This window comes from Neochlamydia sp. AcF84, from assembly GCF_011087585.1.
Taxonomy (GTDB): domain Bacteria; phylum Chlamydiota; class Chlamydiia; order Chlamydiales; family Parachlamydiaceae; genus Neochlamydia.
Map to the genome: position 1 here is coordinate 22,529 of NZ_VJOT01000046.1, position 21,243 is coordinate 43,771.

Sequence of the window (21,243 nt, forward strand, 5' to 3'; positions counted from 1 at the left end):
AAATTACTTTTCAAGGAGCTATGTTTTTTAAACTAACTTTGGCCATTTCGCGAATGTATTCGATAAAAAACAAGCCTGAAGAATCCTGATATTTTTTCCATAAAGCCATATGATGTTCAAACAACTTTTTAATTTCCTCTTTTAACAAAGCAAGTTTGTCATTCCTAATGCAGGAAATCTGCTTATTAAGAGTATTGGAAGCTTCTTCGTTTTTATCTTCTTTTTCTATCTTTATAAACCAATCCACTTCCTCTTGAGCCCTAATCATCTCTTGGATCTTTAATTGACCCGACATCTCTGAAAATTTTTTATAAACTTTTACTGACCATGTATGAAGGATTTGAGCTTGGATATAGGCCCCTATTTGTTTAAGAAGGTTCTTCCACTGTTCTTGTTCTGCTTGATCTACTTGAAGCAGTTTTAATATATCTTTTACTATCAGCTGCTCGGTAGGGCTTAACGTATGAATATCGGGGGAATGATTTTTACTTATTTTTTGATTCTTTAGAGTATCGGCCCATTTTTCTAAAATTTGTTCATTATTACAAAGAGCATTAAATGAGTGGAGAAAAGTAAAAAATTCTTGTACTAAGGTATAGCAATAGCGTTCAATCTCAGCTTGAAAGATTTGCTCATGCTTTAGAAAATTTGCTTCTCTCATTCGTTGATAGTGAAGGCAATGCTCAATAAATTCATGCCGTGGGACTTCTATTTTCTGCATACACTTCAGCAAATGCGGTAGATTTTCTAAAGAAATGATGATTTCTGAGGACCCCTTTTGTCCTTGACGGCCCGCTCTTCCACGTGCTTGATATTCCACTCGGTCAGAGTTAGGGTAAAATGTTAATATCACATGCAGGCCTCCTCTTTCGAGGCTTTCGGGATCTAGTCTAATATCCGTGCCTCTGCCTGCATTATTAGTAGCAATGGTAAGGGCGCCTGGTAGGCCAGCCACGGCTAAAATATCCTCTTCTTTTTCAGTTTGTATTTCATTAAGCATCCGATGGGAAATGTTGTTTTTAATTAACATTTCTCCAAGCACTTTGGAGGCATGAATAGTAGGGCATAAGACTAAAAGAGGGCGGTTTGTTTGTTTAAATTGTTGAATTTTCTCAATAATGGTTTGCAGATGAAGCTCGTTGGTATCTACTGCAACTAGAGGAAAATCTTTTCTTAGCACCGGCTTTTGTGTAGGAACATCAAAGGTTTCTACCTGATAAATTTTTCTTAATGTTTCTCTTTCTATTTGCGATCCAAGCGTGCCTGTAAGCCCATACAAGCAATTATACATTTCATAAAATGCAGGGTGGGATAAAGAAATAGGAGTTATGGTTTCCTTCGCCGGGGAAATAGAATGTTTAATTTCCACAAATTCATGTAGGCCATGGCTCCAGCGAGAATGCTTATGTATACGCCCTGTATTAATTGCATCAACGATTAAAATCTTTTTTTTATCTTCACCGCTTTTAGCATCAACCACATAATCTATATTTTCCTGCAAAACGAAAAGGGCTTTGAAAGCGGATTTAAGCCAATTTTTTAATTGTCTATTGCCTAATTGATGAACTTGAGAACTAAATTTTCCATTTGAATATTCTTTTAAAAATTCTTTAAGTTGTTGGAGGGATTCATCCTTAAAGAGACTTTTAGTATAGTTTGCTTTTACAAATGCAAATATAGGCTTGTAGACCCAATTAAAATGTATTTCAGCAGCATTTCCTAATCGTGCACTATTAGCTGCTGTATCGATCGTTAAATTATCTAGTTCATCAATGATTGCATAATTAAAACGTTTAAAAAGGTTGTGTTCGGAATGTTGAGGAAAGAGTGGCTTAAAATAAAGCATTTCGCGCATCACAGCAAATTCAAAATCAGTGGCGGTTCCGTATAGTATATTTGCTTTGAAGGAATTAGCTTCTGGCTCATTTTTGCAGATATGCGAGGAACTAATTGCAAAAATGTTAAAAAATTTGGCTGCTTGCTGCTGGTCACGCCTGGCTAGGTTTTGCGAAGAAGAGATAACGTGAACGCTTTTATTTTGCATAGCTAATACAAAAGCAAGCAAGGTCACAATCAAGGACTTACCTTCGCCTGTCTTGACTTGAGCTATGCAACTTGTCTCATGCGCTAATAAACCTAGTACGGTCAAGGTTTGAATGCTATGAAGCTCTATTTGAAATTTTATCTTTAAAGCTAAGTGACCGATAGCCATAATCTTTAAAATATCGCTATAGTTTGGCTGAGGGTGAAAACGGATTTTATGTGCCAAACTAATTAATTCTTCCAGCTGCAAATGTTTCCACTTGTGACACAAACCTTGTATTAAGGAGAATTGCTTAGTAATAGTTTTTAAATGCACGTCAGGAAGGCAGAAGTGAACATGGCCATCATCTTTCTTAAATCTTACCAGCACATTTTTTATATCTTTTTCTAGAATAGCTGCATTCATAGGAGTAGTGGGTGCAAGCTGCTCTAGCTTTTCTAAGAACTGATCAGGGCTTAGCTGGCAGTTGGAGTAACAATCTAATAATTCAAAAGCTTGTTCGGCTATCTGTAGATCTTCCGCCAAAATATGCATATGCTTGAAAATATGTATAATATGCTCTAGCCTAATGGAAAAGTGTACACGCGTAGCCTCGTAAAAAATCTGCAGCGTTTCTTCTCCCCATTTTTCATAAATATGTTGGGCTTCTGCAAGTATCTCTTCTAGCTCTGCTAGACAAAGCTCTTTTTCTCCCCAAGAATCTTTCCTGCGGGATGCAAGGATCGTAATTTTAATGAGAGCAACTTTAGAGCTCTCATTAAGTTTAGAATCCTTTTTTACCTTAGAAAAAAAGGATTTGTAGGTTTCTATCTCTACTTGATTTTTTTCTAAAGAAAAGTCTAGATAGCTAATAGCTGTTTGGATTAAATGAGGGAGGGAAAAGCTTTTTTCTAAAGCATTTAATAGATTTGCAGGAACTGTTTTAAGCAAGGGAGCCGGTGGCTGGTGCTCTTGCTTTTTAAATGGGGCTATTGAATTTATCTTTTCCAGATTGTTAGGCTGGTTTTTCAATTTTAATCCGAGCTTTCTTATTGCTGCCTCATAAGGAGGAAAGTGAGAGATCGAGGACAAAGGCGCAGTGGTTAATAAGGTAATTTGGTAAAAAGCCTCAATAGCTTCTAAAATTACAGGCAAGCTAAAATTCTCCTGCATGTCCACACATGTGCCCAGAGCTTGCTCCCCCTTCATTGCAAAAATCTTAGTAAGCTTTTTCAATATTTCCCTTATATTATTTTTACCCTCAGTTATAATTACATATAAAATTTTTTCTGTAATCTCTCTGCAGCTTTTACTGGATTGGTTAAGAATGTCTAAAGAAAGCTTCCGCTTTAATTCTTCGATCTCAGGTTTGAGTTTTTCACATTCTAATCTTGCCTCTGTATCTATAGGGTCTTCTTTTTCAAACCACCAAATTGAAAGATCGTCTTTAAGATCCTTAAAAAATTCTTGAAGATAATGAAAAATACCAAGAGCAATTCCTTTTATTTGAGCCCCTAAATAAGAACATATTTTACAAATTCTAACGAATAGTTGAGAAGCATGCGCAGTTTTTTGTGGGCATGTTTTGATAGGAAGTATATAAGATGAAGTAACACTTGGAGTTATTGCCATTCAATCTTCCTTATTTTCCAAAGCTTGTGTTAATAGAAGTGGAAAAACATTTCCTGCGCCTTTTGCAGCTTTTTCTGCTTCTATTACATGCTTTTCAAATAGGGTGTAAACTTCTTTAAACCTTGTAATAAAATTTATGCGTTGATTTACTTCAAATTCAAGGTCAAGTTTCTCTACTGCAAGAATATTTAACTGATCCACAGGATTATCAGGATCAAAATCAGTTCTCCCACAGCCTCTAATATTCTTGATAAGAAGATGTTTATATTTGTGATAATATTCTAAGCATTTAGCTTTAAGCTCTGGTCTTTCGTTTATAAAGGTATCCAGAAGTAAAGTTTTTCGCTTTAATTCTTCAATCTCAGGTCTAAGCCTTTCACATTCTAACCTTGCCTCTGTATCGATAGGATCTTCTTTTTCAAACCACCAAATTGAAAGATCGTCTTTAAGATCCTTATAAAACTCTTGAAAATAATAAAAAATCTCAAGAGCAATTCCTTTTACCCGGGCACCTAAATAGGAACATATTTTACAAATTCTAGAGAATACTTGAGAAGCATGCCCAGTTTTTTGTGCGCATATTTTGAGAGGAAGTATACAAGATGAGGTAACACTTGAAGTTATTGCCATTCAATCTTCCTTATTTTCCAAAGCTTGTGTTAATAGAAGTGGAAAAACATTTCCTGCGCCTTTTGCAGCTTTTTCTGCTTCTATTACATGCTTTTCAAACAAAGCGTAAACTTCTTCAAAGCTTGTAATAAAATCTATACGTTGATCTAATTCATACTCCAGGTCAAGTTTTTCTACCCCTAAAATATTTAATTGGTCCACAGGATCATTAAGATCAAGATCAATAGCAAGTCTTGTTCTTGGAGAACCCCTTTGATTCTTGATGAAGAAATGTTTATATTTATGGTAATATTCTAAGCATTTATTTTTTAGCTCTGGCCTTTCGTTTATAAAGGTATCCAGGAGAAAGGTTTTCCGCTTTAATTCTTCAATCTCAGGTCTAAGCCTTTCACATTCTATCCGTGCCTCTGTATCGATGGGATCTTCTTTTTCAAACCACCAAATTGAAAGATCATCCTTAAGATCCTTATAAAATTCTTGTAAATAATAAAAAATCTCAAGAGCAATTTTTTTTATGCGGGCACCTAAATAAGAACATATTTTACAAATTCTAACGAATACTTGAGAAGCATGCCCAGTTTTTTGTGAGCATGCTTTGATAGGAAGTATACAAGATGAAGTAATACTTAAAGTTATTGCCATTTAATCTTCCTTATTTTCTAATGTTTGCATTAATAGAAGAGAAGAAGTATTTCTTGCCCCTTTTGCAGCTTTTTCTGCTTCTAGCACATGCTTTTCAAATAGGGCGCAAACTTCTTTAAAGGTTGCAATGAAATCTATACGTTGCTCTAATTCATATTCAAGGCCAATTTTCTTCACTGCAAGGTTATTTAACTGACCTGCAAGATTATTGCCGATTAAAAGCAATCTTCCTACCCCCTCCACTGTCCTTTGCAAGAAGATGTTTAGAGTGGTAATAACATTCCAAGCATTTAGTTTAAGCTCAGGTCTTGCATTTATAAAGGTATCTAAAAGTAAAGCTTTTCGTTTTAAACCCTCACTTGTAGGTGTAAGCTTCTCACCATTTATCTTTGCCTCTGGAGCAAGAAGATCTCCTCTCTCCACTCATAAATTAGAAAATAACTTTTAAAATCATTAGATATATTTTGGAAAAGGGTAAACATATAAGTTCCTTTTCTGGCATAGTTAGGAGAAAGCAAATTTATCTTTTAACTGAAGGAGAAAAGTAGCTATATCTACGCCTTCTATAATAAAAGCTTGTTGTGGAAACAAAGCTTGGTTAACTAAAAAATGCTGCTGTAGCGTTCTAAATAAATCAACAGAACATTCTTCATCTTTTTCTAATTCTTGAAGCTCTTTTAACACGCGTGCTGCACTTAATTCTAAATGTACTTGCATGTTCTCTAACCTATTTTTTTCAGCTAGGTCTATGGATTGAATCCACTTTAATCGATGTGTACTTCCTTCGCGCAAAATAAAAGTGTCCACTAGCTTTCGTGCAGAAAAGCTACTTCCTAACAACCCGCATGCAAACGTTATTGTTCCGGCGGGAACTGCTCCTATACCTCCTCCCGCTAAAGCTCCTCCCAGTGCTCCCGTGCTGCCTAAAACAAATGCTCCGGTAGCCGCTATTTTAATCCAGGTCCATTGATGTCGGCTCCTCAATTTTTTTAAGTTTTTTTCGTCATATCCACTGGAATCTTTTAAAGTTTCTATATAATGCTTAATAGCATTTCTATAAATTCGGTCGAGCACTAAAATTTCTGGTGATAATTTCTTTGGATCTAAGCCTGCTAAGGCAGAAGGCAATAGAGAATCTCCTTGAAGAATTGCCATAATATGCTCAAAGTTTATGGCTCTCTTTTCCTCGGCAGTCATCAAAACGGGGTTTTTTTTCCAGTTCAATTTTGAGTTTTTTTTGACTAAAGTAAGCTTTTTTCCGTCATATTTAGCACGGATACGAGTGCAAGAAAAAGAAACGGTAAGAGACATAAAATTATTTCCTTATGTAATGAGTTAAATTTTTTTTATCCTATATATATGCTTAAGCCCCATGTGAAAAATGAATTATACGGGGGCAAAATCTGAAAATTTCTTCAGCCTTTATTTAGATTCACTTCGCCTATTTTCCTTTCTTTTTTATAAAAAAGTGTTTTTTTATTAATTATTTTATGTTTATATAAGCATAAAGAGAGGTAGCTAGGGTAATGCTGAGTAGGATGTTTTTTCTTAAATTATGCAGTGCTATTTCCTTTATATATTTTAACCTAATAGCCTTAATTTACTGGTTTCATCTCTCGTCTTTTAACAGCCAATTATCTTGTTGCTTTTGTTTCATCCCAAGTGGCCAGCGTGTTAAATATTAGCCTAAAATTTGGCCTGGCAATTGTCCTTAAGTTCCCTCTTTTAATAGCCGTAGGGTTTTTTTGATTATATTAGAGGTCCTATTTTATGAAGGAATTTTTTGGCCTCATTATTTAATAGATTTAAAAGTTTTTCCTTTCCCTCAAAGTTTATTTTCTCTACCTGTTGAATAATATTTAATGCCGAAATATCTGGATATAATGCATGAGCTCCTGCCTTAATGAGTAATCTGGCGATATCAAAATGTTGTTTTTGCACACAGGCATACCATAAAGGCGTACGGTAGTGTTTATCACAAATATCCACATCAATATTAACAGGTGATTGAGAGTGCAAAAGGCGGCGCACAGATTCTGTTTGTCCTTTTCTTACAGCTAAATGTAAAGCAGAACTGCCTTCACTGTCTTGTTCGTTGATATATTGCGTACGAGATAAGAGAGGAATAGCTAGCGGGTAATTACTTCTTACGGCTCGATGTAAAAGCGTTTCATTTTTCTTCTTTTTTTTATCCAACTTTTGATATTTTTTGAAGACACGACGTAAGGTATCGTTATCTTCGGCAACCAAATCAATAGGACGTTTGCCTTCAAAATTACAAATCTCTTGATTCGCGCCGCAAGTTAATAGTAAGCGAACAATTTCTACTTGACCTTTTTGAGCTGCACTATGTAAGGGAGTTAATCCGGTATCATCTTGGATGTCTAAGCTGGCATGATTTAAAATTAAAATTACAATATGGTTGAAGTTTCTAGCTGCGACAGCTAAATGCATCAATGTTTTACCTTCGTGATTAGCTTCATCTAAATCCGGCCGTGCAAATTCAATCAAAAGTCGAAAGTGTGTATAAGAGCCATTTTCTGCCGCTAATTCAAAAGCATTTTTGTTTAAAGGGCCATTTGCCCATGGATCCGCACCATTCTGTAAGAGCCATGCTGTGCTTTGCAAGGCTCCTTGCATACAAGCAATATGCAAGCCTGTATGATAGGGCTTTAATAAAGTATTAGGGGTGATACCATGCTGATAGAGATAAATGACGGCCTCAATATTATCCTGAGAAATTGCTATTCGAGCAGCTTGATTGAGGCTTTCAACATTTTTTGAAATACGATATTTATAGAATATCTCTAAGAGCGGCTTGGCAGCTTTGTTCATAGCAGCAAATGATAAAACATCTAAGTCGTGCTCAGTTTTTGATTGGACTTGAACTTGCTGTTTTAGTAGCCATCTGGCAGTTTCTGCTTGGCCATTAAAGATGGCCAAATGAAGGGGAGTGGCTCCTTGAAAAAGGCTGTCATTATTAGGTAAATCATTTAAATTTTCTGATGCTTCTAATTCTACACGAGTATCTAAAGAAACCCCTAATTGTTTTAAGTTGGATAAAATATCTGTTTGGCCATGATAAGCTGCAAGATGGGCAGGTTCTAGGCTTGAGCGAGAGGTGTTATTACATGTCTCTTGACGTGCTATCAATAGCTTGAGCACTCGCTTTGCTCCTGGAAAAGTAATAATGTTAATTTCCTTTTCATCTATAATATGAGGATTAGCCCCCTTGAGAAGCAGATGGCGAGCAATTTCCTCTCTTTCTAAAGTCAAAGAGATATATAAAGGCGTTACCTTTTCTAACGTTCCTATTTGATTGGGACGAGCTCCATATTTTAAGAGAGCATTAACGGCAAGGGATTTATTATGCTTGCATGCAAAAATTAGAGGTGTTATCCGCTCAAAGTCATAATGTTCAAGATTGGCTCCGAGTTCAGCAAGTATGCGAATGTTTTCTTTAGTAGTTGGAGTATTGTTCCGTATAGCATAAAAGAGGGGGGTACGCCCCTCATTATCTTCTCTATTTAAATCTTTCTTTTTAAGCTGTTGAATGAGTGTTTTTAACTCTACAAGATTGCAGTATTGCGCTGCTAAATGGAGAGGGGTGCTTCCTTTATGGTTTTTTATAGTTAATTCATTAGCAGGAATGCTCAAAAGAGATAGATTGTTTTTGGCAAGCAGGTGGGCGACTGTATCTCCATTACTATCACTTACTTTATGTATAAGAACGGGATATTTTAATAATTCGCTTATAAGCAAGCGAACATTATTCTTTTTAGAAAATTGAAGAATAAAATGTAGATAAGTTCCCCAATAATTAGAAAAGTTATCAGGCGAGAAGATTATCTCCTTAGAATCAAACTGAGGGAAAATTTCTAGTAAACCATTGACATCATCATTATTCAACGTTTGATAAAACTTACTAACCCTTAAATCTCTTTCGGCTGTCTTATTGTTTAAAATAGCAACTACACCTGGATGCTTGCAAGCAAGCTCTAGATTAGATTTACCAGATTTGTGGCCTTCATTCAGGAATCCCGCATTTAGAAGAAGTTGAACACTGTGGGGATTTCCCTGTGAACACGCTAGATGCAAAGCATTATAATCAGAATGAGTAGTTCTTTTATCTACAAAGCCTGTATGTAAGATGGCTTCAAGAATTTCCTTATTTCCTCGGAATGCAGCTAGCATTGTAGGAGTCCATCCATAGGGGTTAGCATAGTTGAAGGAGGCAAAATTCTTGCGTAAGAGAAAAAAAGCCTTATTAGAATGGTGAAGAATGGCCTCATATAAAGCATCGTCTAAAACAGCTTGTGAAGGCTTGGTAAGCATTAATAAATCAAAAATCCTTTCATCATCTTTTCGTGCAGCTTCACATAAATCCTCTCCACTTATAAGGATTTTGTGCTTGAGTAGGAATGTGACCAATTCTAAGCTATTGGATCGAATAGCATAAAATAAGGGAGAATGGTTCTTATCGTCTATTTTTGAAAGGTTGGCACCTTTTTCTACCAATAGCTGTACTAATGCCTGTGAACCTGTTTGGGCAGCTAAATGAGAAGCGCAGCAATTACGATCATCAAGAGGAATGTTGACTAAATCGATGGTTGTAAAGCTCTCCAACAGCAGTTCAATGCAAGCCTGCTGCCCTGATTTCATAGCTGCATAGAAAAGGTGTTTTTTTCCATAATGATTCTCTAAAGAAATATTGTTTTTCTTTACTATTTGAATAAGGAAATGCAATACACGTAAACTTCCATTTTCTGCAGCAATATAAGCAAGTGTTTTACCATATTCTTTTTCTAACGGTTGCATTCTATCTTTTACCTTATAAATCAAACTTCTAAAAAGAAAGATACCATCAGCCTTTGCAAGATAATGTAACAGCTTCCATCCGTTAGGTCCCTCGATGGCTTCTAAATTTGCTCCCATAGGTTTAAGAATGAGTGAAATAATCTCATAGCTTCCTGCCTGCGCGGCTACTAATGTATACTTATCCAGCTCCTCAGAAGATATATCTATAGAATTAAATATTTTTTTGATGCAGGCGTTATAGGTACTTGTTAATAAGGGCCGTGGGTAGATGGAGGCATGTTTTTTGAAAAGTTGTTTGACAATAGACCAAGCTCCTAGGGAAGCAGCTATGCTAAAAGGTGTTTCATTTTCTATATTAACGCTATTTAAATCTTCTGTAAAATTGATTAAGAGCTGTGCTGCAGAAAGATTGCCATAACGAAGTGCAATATGTAAGGGAGTATCGCCACAGCAGCTTTTATATTGGCTAAATTTAGGAGTATTAAGTGCTACAAACTCTATAACTTCAGAGGATCCTTCTTGCGCGGCTGCTTCAATGGCAAGAGAAGAGGGTTGGGTGGCTTGAAAAAGTAATTTAAGGATAGGAAGGCAATTATTTCTTATAGCAATTTCTATAGCTGTAACGCCATCTTGGCGCTTGATAGATGGATCAGCTCCTTTTTCAAGTAAAATGCTTACTACTTCCACTAAATTATGCTCGCAAGCCATCATCAGGGGAGTTCCTCCTTCAGCAGAGCAAATGTTTATGCAAGAATTGACGATAGATTTACTTTCCAATAGCCTGTGAATAATTGGAAGGTCTCCCTCATGTAAGGCGCAATGCAATTCTGTATATCCGCCAGTGAGAGTAGCTAAGACAGATTTCCGTTTTAATAAATGATGTATGAACTCTAGCTGTCGATGTTGAATAGCGATAATTAAAGCAGTCGATCCATTATTGCTTGCTGCAGAGAGCAAATTTGCATTCTTTTTTAATAATAACTCTAAGTGTTTTACATTTCCTGCCATAGCAGCATAGTGGATAGGTAAATAGCCGTGCACATCTTTTAACTCACAGGCTAGAGTTTGACTCAATAAAGTGTCCAAATAAAAAGGATTTCTAGCTAAAGCAGCAATATGGAGAAGTGTTCTTTTATATCTATCGACCATTTTATGCAAAGGCGGCTTTGTTGCCATTAATTTCATAAATTCATCTTTTTGGTCCGCCTGGATAGCTTTTTCAAGCTTTTGCCTTTGCTCTACCGCTTTCCAGTCGCTTCCTTTAGGAACTAGAAGATAGGATTCCATCCAACTGTAATCTTCAATCCGTTCTAGGGGAGCATCTTCATGCATTAAACTAAAGGCAACTCCTTGGAAATTTTCGCTTTTTATTTTAGTCCATGTCTCGGGAATTAATTCATGTAATTTGCTCCAGTTATCGTGGACAATGGTATTGGCCAGGGGAGAACCTTGTATCTGCTCGGTGACTAGCTCCATTCCGCAACCTCCTACCACTCTTTTGGACTTTTCTTTGATCTCTTTGCTAACCTGGGGTGAAATATGAATTTGATCATATTGAACTTTATTAAGAGTAACAGAGTTATTGCTAATTTTATTTAGATCAAAAATCGCCTCAAAAAGCTTGAGGTATAAACGGCTTCTAATTTGTGAGTCGCTAAGATTCCACGAATAATAATTGTTTTTTAAATTTTTTAAAATTTCAACGTAGTCTGACAAAGTTTGCTCAAAATAAAGAGAAGCTACTCGTTTATAAGTAGGTTGGAATAGATCATTTTGATTTAAAAAAGTTTGAAGCGATGAATTCGCACGTTGGAAAACATTTTGTTTGACGATGTCTTGTAAGAGATCAAGGAGGTCTACTTTTTGATCTAAAAAAAACTTTTTTTCTAAATTTTCTTCTTCTCTATGAAGTAGCATTAGCTCGCTAAGGTTTTTAAAGTAATTTTTTAGTTTTTCTTCGTGGTTTTTCAAAAATTGACGCATGACTTCACGCTTATTAACTTCAAGCTTCTCTGTATGGTGTACAGAGATAGGAAGATAAGGAAATAAGGGAGGGCATCCGTGCACAAGAGATTGCTCACATGATGGTAAGATAGGAACTTTGCCATATTTTTTTAATGTGGAAAAATAACTAGAAAAAAAGTTGATGATCCCAAGCATAGAAAAATAATGGCGACAAAGAGGCATCTTGACCATATGATTGTGAATTCTCTCTGACATGAGTTCATAAGCATTTTCCAAATCGGTATAGGCTGCAGGCATACATCCATATTTTCTCACATGCTTTGCGAGCGCTTCATTATAGGCTGGAGAAGGCTCTATGGTATAGTGAACCTCAAAATCTGTATCAATTAAGAATAAGTTTTTTTCTTTACGATAACTATTTTGTTTGGCAATAATTCTAAATGAATTTTTGAATCCCTCCTGGCTTTCAAAAATTTTTTCGTAGGGCTCATCTACAAAAAGAGCATCATGGATTTTATCCCATAATCTTTTACTTTTAATTAAATGAGTTAAGCCATTAACTGCAAAATAATTTTTATCTCCATCATTTAAATAAGCTTTGCAGTATTCTTCAAAGCTTATTAGCTTTTCTAAAGCAGAGGCCGACTTTTTATCCCAGTCTGGATTTTTATACCATTCATCTACGAACTCTTCGGAATAAATGCCCCCATTTAGGTAACCCTTCATCATATAATCTAGCATGCTGATTACACGACCTACGAGAGTATTTTCATAAGCTGGATGAATGACGGGAAATAGATCAGCTGTTCCCTGTTTGAAATGCAAGCTGAAAAAAGGTATAGCATTATCTACATAAATCCCTACAGCTAGCTCTCGCAAAATTTGCTGAAGCTCTTCATTTGAAAAAGGAAATTCTCCTTCAGGGAGTTGGGGGGTGCAGAAAAAGTGAGTGTTTTCAAATAAAGCGTCCGGTGAATCGAATAAGCCTTTAATATATTCCATGCTGCAGGCTACTCCGCCAATCTCTCCTTCTGCTCCACCTTTAACAGGGATAGGAGAATGGGGATGGGTAGAGTTATAAGAATTTGTCAGTCGCGTTTGTTGCAAGGTTTGATAGAATTGTTTACGGGCTGGAGTAGCTGCTTTAGTGGTAAATTTGCGAGAATCATCTAAAATTTTACTTGTTTTAGCTAAGATACTCTCGAGCTCTTTTCTCTCATCGGCTGTAAGGTCATCAAAACGCAATCGTAATTTAATGTCTCTTATAATTTTTTTTGCCCCGTTCTGCTGATCACTTACATCTTTTATATGGTCATAAGGCTTACCGTTTTTCGGGTTTAGGAGAGGTTTTCCTTCTCTGTTTAATAGTACTATGCCTTGTGCTTCTTTTCGATAAGCTGTATAGTGATAACGATTCAAGGCTCCCTTTTCAGTCAGACGCATTAAGCGTTCATTCAAATCTTTAATCACTTCCTGGCAAGGCTTTTTATCATACTGGCTTTGAGCTACTTTTCCTTCTAGAATGTAATTATGCCTACCTGCAGCTTCAAGATGGGGCCAGATAGAGAGGCATAATATGTTAATATCATACACCACATCCCACTTACGCAAGCTACAGCTTGTTAAACGAGTAATAAGCTTAGCCGGTGGCTCTTGAGGATTTAAAGAATTAATGATGTTTTTTTCAGGTACAATCACCAAGTGGCCTTCTCTATCTAACACAGCCCCTACCAGTTTATCATCCATTTTCCAAAGCTGAATGATGCTGCCCTCAATATCGTAAAAGGGAAGCATAAGAGGAATTAATTTTTGTTTTAGAAAATGCACCTTATCGTAGTTGATAGGTTGAATACGTTTATTTGTAAATCCTTCCCGGGTAGAGAGATTTAAAGGAAGATGTAAAGTAAATTGTGAAGGCGAGTTAACCATTTTTTATTCTTCCTTTATTAGAAAGGTAGTTAAAATTTTTGCTTGAGCCTTTGGCGAGCTTTTTCTAGCACACTTAAGTCTAGAAGCTCCATTTGACTGTTGAGGAGGCAATTTTCTATATCATCAGTATCAGGAAGGTTCTGATACTTTTCTCCCGAAGCAATAGCTAAAGCATTAAAGGCGCAGCTTCGTATAAATTCGCGAGCATAAGTACTATGTTCATGAAAACTATCCAGTTTTCCAAGGTTTTCAAAAACATCTAACACAAGCTGTAAAAGCTCTGGATCATAATTTTCTTTAAGAAAATCTCCGGCAATGCTTAACGCCCATAAGCGTATGTCATCATGAGGATCCCACTCTACACCTCTAATAAACATTTTAAGTTCTTTCAAATAATCTTTAGTGTACTCCCAGTAAGTGCAAAGGGCTTTTAAAGCTTGCATGCATACCCATGGTTCCGTTTGATGATAAAGAAATTTTTCCAATAAAGGGCGGTGACGAATTAATCCTAATCTGCCTACAATAAATATCCATGTATCTAAATCCTCATCTTCATCAGCCTTCTTATCTTGAAGTTTGTGTTCCACATAGGCAATTTCTTCAGGGGTTAGCTTACCCCATTTTGCTTCATGGGATAAATCGCTTGCTCTGCGCATTTTTTTTGGCATATCTTCGTTGATCCCCTAATAAGCGTTATAAGATTAAAGCTCGCCTAATTTTCTCTTAGTATAATTTATTATATAAATCAGGAATCTTATTGTTTTATCGTAAATAATACAAGCATTACTTTTACTAATGTTAGTTTTTTATTAGTTTTCCCTCTGAAAAAAAACTAAGCAGCGTGTTTATTTGATAATAGAATGATTTATAGTTCCTCAAAGAAGATTGTTATAAAAAGTGGGTTAATAGGTAGCTGGCAACCAACGTTTTAGATTCTATGATGCAGCTAAAAAGCGAAGTAGGACACGATGAATAACTTTTAAGTCGGAAATTTTCAATTTGATTTGATAAGAAGTTTTAGTGAAATTTAAGTCTATAATTTCAATAAGACATTTAAATCTTTCCCAGCTAACCCTTTTAAATTAAGGCTATAGTTTTTTTAAAGCAGATGATTAAATAAAGAGCTGCTTAAAAACTTATGACTGATATATCAAAGAGCAAAATAAAATGATTAGTGAACGATTTTAAGAAGCGCTTTCTTAATTTAATCTTATTCTTCTTTCTAACCCGATTATCCTACTTGAATTATAGCTGCATTGCTAAAGAGGCAGTTTACCTTAAGAAAAAAGTTTTAAGCCCTATCTTCTTGTTCATGGGAAAGCACTTTAAGAAATGAGCGGCTTTCAGCGATCACTACTTTTGACAGGGCACAGAGACCAATTAAGTTTGGAAAGGCCATTAAGCCATTGCATATATCAGAGATTTTCCAAACGACATCGAGCTCTAAGATGGCGCCAGGAATGACTACTAAGGTAAAAATAGCCCTATAAAAAGGAACGGATTTAGAGCCTAGTAAATATTCCACACATTTTTCTCCATAATAAGCCCATCCTAGGAGAGTGGTAAAAGCAAACAGCACAAGGCCTAGAGTCACTACATAGGCTCCCCCTGAAAATGTTTGGTTAAAAGCTGCAACGGTCATCGAAGCTCCGTTGAGGAGCTTACCCTCTGCATCTAAGCTACCAAAGACTTCGGTGACACCTAACACCAACGCCGTAGCGCTGCACATTACAATGGTGGCTAAAAAGCATCCTGTCATGGAGACTAAAGCTTGCCGTCCTGGTAAATCTGTTTTGGCGGCTGCGGCAGCAATCGATGCTGTTCCTAATCCTGCTTCGCTAGTCATGAGGCCACGGCTGACACCCACCTGAATAGCCATTAACATAGTCGAACCTGCAAATCCCCCAAAGGCGGCTTGTCCCGAAAAGGCATACTGAAAAATGTGTGATAAAGCAGTAGGCAAGCGATCATAATATTTACACAGTATCACGCCTGCTCCGCCAATATAAATGATGGCCATAAAAGGAACTAATAAACCGGCAACCTTACCTATCGATTTGATTCCTCCCAAGAGGGTAGCCCCTGTTAAAAGTGCTACAATGAAGCCAGTCACCCATGGCTCGATGTGAAAGACATTTTTCATTACATCTGCCACAGAGTTGGCTTGAAGCATATTACCGCCTCCAAAGGTTCCAATGGCTCCAAAGATTGCAAATAATACCGAAAGCCACTTCCATCCTAATCCATATTCAATGAAATACATGGGCCCCCCACACATCTCGCCTCGCCCATCCATCTTGCGATATTTAACAGCTAAAATGGCTTCCGCATATTTAATGGCCATACCTATCAATGCGGTGACCCACATCCAGAAAAGTGCCCCTAAGCCGCCTATGGCAATAGCTGTGGCTACACCCGCAATATTTCCTATTCCTATGGTAGCTGCTAGCGCCGTCATTAAAGACTCAAAATGGCTAATGTCACCTTGACCTGATACATCTTTTTGTCGGCCAAAAGCTATTTTTAAGCCATAGGGGAGGTAACGAAATTGTAAGCCTTTTAAGGCTATGGTAAGGTAGAGCCCCACTCCTATTAATAAGATTAAGAGGGGAGCGCCCCATATCCAGCTGTAAATATTATCTAAAGTGTGCAGGAGTAAAAAGCTTAATTCTAAATCTGGGGTTGCCATCGCTAAGGGGTCCTAGTTATTGCTTTGATTCAAAGGTTTTTTGTAAAGCTAATCTTTCTTTTTGAACTAAAGCTAAGAAATGTTCATTTTCTGCCACAACCACTGCCGATAGACCTATCAAGGAAATTAGATTAGGGATGACCATTAATCCATTCGTAATATCTGCTAAATACCAAGCGACCTCCATCTTGGTTACAGCACTGGGAATAATAATCAAAGTGAACAAAATGCGATAAACATTTACAGAATTAATGCCAAAAATGTATTCAAAGCATTTTTCTCCATAGTAGGCCCAAGCCAGCACGGTAGAAAAAGCAAATAAAATAAGGCCAATAGAAACGATATAACTGCCGCCAGGGAGGGTGGATTCAAAAGCTGCAAAGGCCATCGCAGCCCCATTTAAAACCTCTCCAGAATCGTTTATAGCTCCTTGCACTTGGGTAACTGCTAATACAAGGCCCGTTACTGTGCAAACAATGACTGTAGAAATTAAAGCACCCGTCATCGTAATCATGCCTTGACGCCCGGGGCTATCCGTTTTGGCCGCCGCCGCTGCTATAGAAGAAATCCCTAAACCTGCTTCATTGGAGAACACGCTACGCGAGACTCCTGATTGTATAGCCATCATAAGAGTAGCTCCTACAAATCCACCAGTGGCTCCTTGTCCTGTAAAAGCAGTTTTAATGATAAGGCCAAAGGCATGAGGTATTTTATCAAAATGAAAAGTAATGACGATAAGCCCGCCGATAATATAAAATAGAGCCATAATAGGGACTAATACTCCGGCCACATGTCCAATACTTTTAACCCCTCCAATAATGACTAATCCTGTAATGCCCGCTAGCACAATTCCTGTCCAAAAAGGATCCACCGCTTTAAGATGCTGAATAGCTTCGGTAATAGCATTGACTTGCACTAGATTGCCAGTAGTGATAGCTGCTAAAGCTCCTAAAAGAGCAAACAGTAGAGCCATCCATTTCCAACCCAAACCTTTCTCTATATACTGCATGGGGCCACCCATCATCTCACCACGATCATCTATTATCCGATATTTCACGGCTAATATAGATTCTGCATATTTAGTAGCCATTCCTACAAACGCTGTGACCCACATCCAAAAGATTGAGCCTAAGCCGCCGACAGCTAAACCTGTAGCTACTCCCACAATTGCTCCTGTTCCAATAGCGCCAGCTAAAGAGGTCATTAAAGCTTCAAAAGGGCTAATATCTCCTTTAGAATTTTGGCGTGTGCGGGCAAATACTTGTTTGATTGCATAACCGAGATAACGAAACTGCACACCTTTCAAAATAATAGTCAAGTAAGCCCCGGTGCCGATAAGAAAAATAAGAAGAGGTGCACTCCAGATAGCGTTTTTAAAGTTACTCAGAAAAATATCCACATTTTCCATCAGGAAGTCCTTTGTTTGAGGAAGAAAAAGGATATCTTAAAAAAGCTTTTTATTAAAGTCTAAAGCGGTTAACAGCAGCTAGGCGATTAAACTAAAAATTATATTAAATACTTTTGTATGAGTTAATTTCTTTAGCTTTTAAAGCCCCTTCAGAAGAGCGGGCAAAGAAGTTAAAAAAGAAATTCCTTTCCTTGCTTTTGCTCATGCATCAAGCGGCGTTTTGAACGCTGCTCTAAAGAGCTTTGCCTATCTTTCTCATTAAGTAAATGAGGAAGCGATAGGTTAAGGTCAGGAAGAATCTGCAAAATAATGAAGCGAGCATCTTCGGCGAAAAATTTAAAGTATTCTCCAAGGGCGATATTTTCGCTTTTTTGTAAGCATTTTCTTTCTTCTTTATCAATTCTACTGATAAGGGTATCGATCTGGACAAGAAGTGAATCTACAAATAAGCGGCATTCATGGCTAGATGGATGGCCGGCACTTTGCTGTTTAGCTAAAGAACGCAGTTGGTTTAGCTGTTTTGATAATAGGCCTATTTGGTAAAAAAAAGGAGCATAAAAATTGTAATTCCAATCAGGACGATGAGCGGAAAACCATGTTTCTACCCACATAAAGGCAGGTATCTGGGCCTTCCACATCATTTGAGAAGCTGTCCATAGGTTACAGTGGTGAATTCCTTTTTTAGCAGGAAGTTGATTAGCTACGCATAAGACTCCTAAAAAATGCTCATTTTGGCAACGTAACATGTATTCATCAATTAAATCGTGCACTAAAAGAGGCCATAAGCCCTCACTTTGAGGCACTTGCCCTACATTGAGGACAGGCATTAAAGGGGAGAAAGATTTCTCAATTTGATGACGGAGTTGATTCCAAAAGGGATGCGGGGATTGATTATTAAGTAAGCAATCTTCAGCCGTAACAGAGTAAGCTAACACGGTGTTTTGTCGCAAATCGTTAGCTAGGCGAGACATCCAGCTAGCGCTTTGCTGAGCAGATTCTTCTTGATCTGCAGGCACATAAAAAATTAAAGTTTTAGACTTTTCTAAAATATTTTCCACTAGGCGTGCTTCTTCTAAGACCAGTTCGGGTAGAGTATAAAAATCCATCCCTGGGGCTTCTAAAAATTCAGGATGTTGCCATTGGCTTTCCCAAAAAAGAAAATCATAATGGGCATTTTGAGAGGAAATTTGGTTAATGTAGCTTTTAACTTTATCGCTATAAGCGGGGGTTAAAGGTGAGCAAATAGCTTGTTGCTGAGCTTGAAAATGCGAAAGTTTTAAAACAACTTTTAGTCCATAACTTTGCAAAGCTGCGCAAAGGCTCGTAAGATTTATTTCATCGTTATATTGATCGACAACAATTGTATTATATCCTAATTCCAGCACGGTTGTAACAAATTCTTCTATTTTATGAGGCTGGCCCAAAAGGGCTTTAATACTATCTTCTATCCATAAAGGGCGGATTTTAAATCGAGGTTTAATATGCCCTAAGAAATCGGCAAGATGGCCGCTGCGTATTCCGGTATGGATTTGCTGCAGAGCATAAATTGCTCCTAGATAACCTTGAGCTTTTATGTTTATCCTTCCTGCAGCATGGCTAGCGCGGAAGCTTTCCAACCCGCTATTATCGATGGATAGCCAATGAATTTCGGGATAAGGCTTGAGGGCTTTAATAGAAGAATATTTTTTTCGTAGCGTTTCGAAGAGTAATTTTATTTTTTGCATTTTTAAGAAGAGATGGGTTTAGCTCATTATAAAAATTTATAATTCCTTTTTTATTAGTAAATGTTTTTAAAAACCATTATATAGCTTGTAAAAAGAAAAAGTCTGCCATCAGGCTTCGTATCCTAGTTGGTATTTAATCTTGCTTTTTGCTAACCTTCAGCTTTTCAATTCATATTTAATTTAATACTAGCTTATGCTTCATTATAAACCACTTCCGTCACCGAGGGAGTTAAAAACCTTATATCCTTTAGATGCTGAGGCTATCCTATTTATAGAAAAGGCACGAAAAGAAATCTCTAATATTTTGGAAGGAAAAGATCAAAGGCATCTGATCATTGTGGGACCTTGTTCTATTCATGATATAAAATCTATACGAGAATATGCTCTTAAATTAAAACCTTTAATGCATGAAGTTGCCGATCAATTTTTACTTGTCATGCGCACCTATTTTGAAAAACCTCGTACCGTCGTAGGCTGGAAAGGTTTTTTGCATGATCCTGAACTTAACAATAGCTATAATATCGAACAGGGCCTTAAATTAACAAGGCAACTTTTAATAGATCTTACCCGTTTAAAAATTCCCACGGCTGCAGAATTTCTTGAGCCTCATTCTTGTGCTTATCTTGATGATCTAATTGCATGGGGATGCATTGGAGCGCGCACTTCAGCTTCTCAGATACATCGCCAAATGGCTTCTGGCTTGCCTATGCCAGTAGCTTTTAAAAATAGTGTAGAAGGAAATGTGGAAATTGCTATTCATGGCGTTATTTCTGCTGCCCAACCCCACTCTTATATGGGAATAAATCAGGATGGCCAAATCTCTGTTGTGCATACGCAAGGTAACTCTAAAGGGCATATAGTTTTAAGAGGAAGTGATTCGGGTACCAATTTTGACCATGCCTCTCTTGCGCAAGTTATAAAATCTTTGGCAAAATTTAATTTACCTTTGAGTTTTCTTATCGATTGCTCACATGGTAATTCTAAGCGTCTGCATGAGCAACAGCGCCAGGTGTTTCATTCAGTCATTGATCAAATTACCGAGGGCAATGCTTCCATCCGTGGTCTAATGTTAGAAAGCCATCTACATGCAGGTAATCAGCCCATGCTGGAGAACCCCCAGCTTCTACGTTATGCTGTTTCTCTTACAGATCCCTGTATAAGCTGGGAGGCGACCGCTGCACTTATTCGTGAGGCTTATAATAAAATGCGCGATGCGCTTCCTATTGAGAACAACTCTACTCAGACCTTGTATTCTGCAGGCTGTAGTTTCCAAAAAAGCAGGTAATGTGAGAATCATTTGTTTCGTATTATTTTTGTATATTTTGGGTGGATGCTCCAAGAACGCTTATCTATCCGTCCAATCTTCCTATTTTACAAAAGAGTCTTTAGCAAGCTATCATGTAGGAACGCCCGATCCTATGCTTGCCAATCCGCCCGCAGAACAGCAACTACTCATCTCTTGGTCTTTTCCTTATACCTATTTAAAGAGTGAGAATTTGCATTTGGATATCCATATCCAACTGCGTAATAAAGAGCAGGTGAAATTAACTCTTCCTTTAAAAAAATCACATGGCTCATATCTCTATGTATTGGCTAATGAGCGCTACTTTAAAACTAAAGGAATTTTAACTTATAAAGTTGACTTAATAGCTAATGGTAGGATTGTAGAAGAATGGCGGCATCATTTGTGGCATGAAATTATTCAAGTAGGAGAAGATGAACCGGACTAAGCAAGAGAGATTGGTTATTAATAAGCTCGATTCCTTACTTATAGTCTCAGCCA

Annotated in this window: 12 protein-coding genes; 2 read left to right on the forward strand and 10 right to left on the reverse strand. The window is 37.2% G+C overall.

Going from position 1 to position 21,243, the window contains the following annotated elements; all coding sequences use genetic code 11:
* Positions 1–10 precede the first annotated feature (10 nt).
* The 10 genes from NEOC84_RS05260 to NEOC84_RS05305 all read right to left on the reverse strand — a co-directional run bounded on the left by NEOC84_RS05260 (position 11) and on the right by NEOC84_RS05305 (position 19,460).
* A complete protein-coding gene (locus NEOC84_RS05260) occupies positions 11–3,655 on the reverse strand; it encodes a DEAD/DEAH box helicase (RefSeq protein WP_166156233.1) in 3,645 nt (1,214 codons plus the stop codon).
* Positions 3,656–4,285, reverse strand: a complete 630-nt coding sequence (locus tag NEOC84_RS05265) for a hypothetical protein (protein ID WP_166156236.1) — start codon at positions 4,283–4,285, stop codon at positions 3,656–3,658.
* Positions 4,286–4,927 (reverse strand): hypothetical protein, encoded by a 642-nt coding sequence (locus tag NEOC84_RS05270; protein WP_166156239.1) that lies wholly within the window; start codon positions 4,925–4,927, stop codon positions 4,286–4,288.
* Entirely contained in the window at positions 4,928–5,350 is a 423-nt protein-coding gene (locus NEOC84_RS05275; RefSeq protein ID WP_166156242.1) for a hypothetical protein, read from the reverse strand.
* A gap of 81 nt (positions 5,351–5,431) precedes the next feature.
* Positions 5,432–6,238, reverse strand: a complete 807-nt coding sequence (locus tag NEOC84_RS05280) for a hypothetical protein (protein WP_166156245.1) — start codon at positions 6,236–6,238, stop codon at positions 5,432–5,434.
* Positions 6,239–6,676: 438 nt separating this feature from the next.
* The gene (locus NEOC84_RS05285) at positions 6,677–13,639 is read right to left on the reverse strand and encodes an ankyrin repeat domain-containing protein (protein ID WP_166156248.1); all 6,963 of its coding nucleotides are present in this window, start codon (positions 13,637–13,639) and stop codon (positions 6,677–6,679) included.
* A 29-nt stretch (positions 13,640–13,668) separates the two neighbouring features.
* On the reverse strand, positions 13,669–14,307 hold the full coding sequence (locus NEOC84_RS05290) for a hypothetical protein (RefSeq protein ID WP_166156251.1): 639 nt from the start codon (positions 14,305–14,307) through the stop codon (positions 13,669–13,671).
* Between the two features lie 623 nt (positions 14,308–14,930).
* Positions 14,931–16,328, reverse strand: a complete 1,398-nt coding sequence (locus tag NEOC84_RS05295) for a sodium:alanine symporter family protein (protein WP_166156254.1) — start codon at positions 16,326–16,328, stop codon at positions 14,931–14,933.
* Between the two features lie 16 nt (positions 16,329–16,344).
* The gene (locus NEOC84_RS05300; protein WP_166156257.1) at positions 16,345–17,736 is read right to left on the reverse strand and encodes a sodium:alanine symporter family protein; all 1,392 of its coding nucleotides are present in this window, start codon (positions 17,734–17,736) and stop codon (positions 16,345–16,347) included.
* 170 nt (positions 17,737–17,906) lie between these two features.
* Positions 17,907–19,460, reverse strand: coding sequence for a hypothetical protein (locus tag NEOC84_RS05305; protein ID WP_166156260.1), 1,554 nt, complete (start codon positions 19,458–19,460; stop codon positions 17,907–17,909).
* A gap of 193 nt (positions 19,461–19,653) precedes the next feature.
* Here NEOC84_RS05305 and NEOC84_RS05310 point away from each other — a divergent pair, with 193 nt between their 5' ends.
* Positions 19,654–20,745 (forward strand): 3-deoxy-7-phosphoheptulonate synthase, encoded by a 1,092-nt coding sequence (locus NEOC84_RS05310; protein ID WP_166156264.1) that lies wholly within the window; start codon positions 19,654–19,656, stop codon positions 20,743–20,745.
* Position 20,746: 1 nt separating this feature from the next.
* The gene (locus NEOC84_RS05315; RefSeq protein ID WP_166156267.1) at positions 20,747–21,190 is read left to right on the forward strand and encodes a hypothetical protein; all 444 of its coding nucleotides are present in this window, start codon (positions 20,747–20,749) and stop codon (positions 21,188–21,190) included.
* Positions 21,191–21,243: the final 53 nt, after the last annotated feature.